At 71.6% G+C, this 2,013-nt stretch carries 2 protein-coding genes; both read left to right on the top strand.

Annotated elements, in window-relative coordinates:
• A partial coding sequence (locus G6018_RS05580) for an NlpC/P60 family protein (RefSeq protein ID WP_241732002.1) occupies positions 1–646 on the top strand: 646 nt, incomplete at its 5' end.
• A gap of 171 nt (positions 647–817) precedes the next feature.
• Positions 818–1,882 carry a MoxR family ATPase gene (locus G6018_RS05585; protein ID WP_346034539.1) on the top strand — a complete coding sequence of 355 codons (1,065 nt, stop codon included), beginning with the start codon at positions 818–820 and terminating at the stop codon, positions 1,880–1,882.
• Positions 1,883–2,013: the final 131 nt, after the last annotated feature.

Consider the following 2,013-nt stretch of genomic DNA (forward strand, 5'->3'; position numbering starts at 1 on the left):
GGTCCGCCAGTTCGCCGGGGGGTCCTCGGACGGGGCGGCGCGGGCCGTCGGTGGTGCGATCGACGCCGGCAGCGTCGGCGCCGCGATCGACGCGGGGATCAACGGGGACACCGAGGCGATCATCCAGCAGGTCGCCGACGCGATCGGACGGGCTGACTTCGGGTCGATCCAACAAGGCCCTGCCGCGCCCGCACCCGCACCCGGTCAGGGCGGCGGCAACTCGGGGACTCCGTCGAGTTCGGCCCAGGTGGAGACCGTCGTCAACCGGGCGCTGTCCCAGCTCGGCGTCCCCTACGCCTGGGGCGGCGGCGACGCCAGGGGACCGACGCGGGGCATCCGGGACGGCGGCGTCGCGGACAGCCACGGTGACTACAACAAGATCGGTTTCGACTGCTCCGGACTGATGATCTACGCGTTCGCCGGAATCGGTAAGGCACTGCCGCACTTCACCGGGTACCAGTACACCGCCGGCCCGCAGTACCCGGTGGCCACCCGTAAGCGTGGCGACATGCTCTTCTGGCCCGGCCACGTGGCGTTGTACCTCGGAGACGGCAGGATGGTGGAGGCCCCGCAGTCCGGTGACGTCGTCAAGATCTCGCCGGTCCGGATGGCCGGGATCTCACCCATGGTCGTCCGGTTGACCTGACGCAGTCGCGCCGACCCACAGCGCCGGACCCACCGTGCCGGACCCACCGTGCCCGGCCCGACCACTGGTCGGGCCGGGCACCGCCGTACACCGGTACTGTCGTCCACAGTCCGTCCTGAGGGTCCGGCCCCAGGGCCACCGACCCCCCACCTCGCGAAGGAGCCCTCCGCGGTGAGCGATCCCCACACCGACCACTCGCCCGACCCGGGCTCACGCCCCGCGGTCTCCGCGTCCTCCGCGGCCTCGGACGCCAGGCTGCTGGAGCAGGCGGTGTACGAGGTCAAGAAGGTCGTGGTGGGCCAGGACCGGCTCATCGAGATGATCCTGGTGGGTCTGCTCTCGCGCGGTCACATCCTCCTCGAGGGCGTGCCGGGTGTCGCCAAGACGCTCACCGTGGAGACGTTCGCCACCGTCGTGGGGGGCAGCTTCCGTCGCCTCCAGTTCACCCCGGACCTGGTTCCGGCGGACATCGTCGGCACCCGGATCTACCGGCAGGGCCGCGAGGAGTTCGAGGTCGAACTCGGTCCCATCCTCGCGAACTTCGTGCTGGCCGACGAGATCAACCGCGCGCCGGCCAAGGTCCAGTCGGCGCTGCTCGAGGTGATGGCGGAGGGGCACGTCTCGATCGGCGGCCAGACCTTCCCGATGCCGACACCGTTCCTGGTGATGGCCACCCAGAACCCCATCGAGAGCGAGGGCGTGTACCAGCTCCCGGAGGCCCAGCGGGACCGGTTCCTGTTCAAGCTCGTCGTGGACTACCCGAGCCCCGAGGAGGAACGGGAGATCGTCTACCGGATGGGGACACGTCCGCCGGAGCCGTCCCGCGTCCTCGGGGTCGACGCGTTGATCCGGCTGCAGGACGCTGTCCGGGAGGTCTTCGTCCACCACGCGCTGGTCGACTACGTGGTCAGGGTCACCGTCGCCACCCGCGAACCCGAGAGGCACGGCCTCGAGGACGTGGCCAGGTGGCTCGCGTACGGCGCGTCCCCCCGGGCCACCCTGGGTGCCGTCACCGCGGCCCGAGCGCTGGCCCTCGTCCGGGGTCGCGACTACGTGGTGCCCCAGGACGTCGTCGACGTGCTCCCCGCCGTGCTCCGCCACCGACTCGTCCTCACCTACGACGCGTTGGCGGACGAGATCACCGCGGACACCGTCGTGCGCCGCGTTCTCGAGGCCGTCCCGCTCCCACAGATCAGCGCGGTTCCCGCACAGCCCGGCCCGCCGTCCTCGCGGTGACCCACGCGGACGAGGGGACCCGCGACGACCCGGTCGCGGCGGCGTCCCGCGCCGCCCTGACGCAGTTGGAGCTCCTCGTCACCCGCCGTCTGGACGGGGTGCTCAACGGCGACCACCGGGGTCTGCTGCCA

Source organism: Dietzia sp. DQ11-44 (assembly GCF_014145205.1).
GTDB lineage: Bacteria > Actinomycetota > Actinomycetes > Mycobacteriales > Mycobacteriaceae > Dietzia > Dietzia natronolimnaea.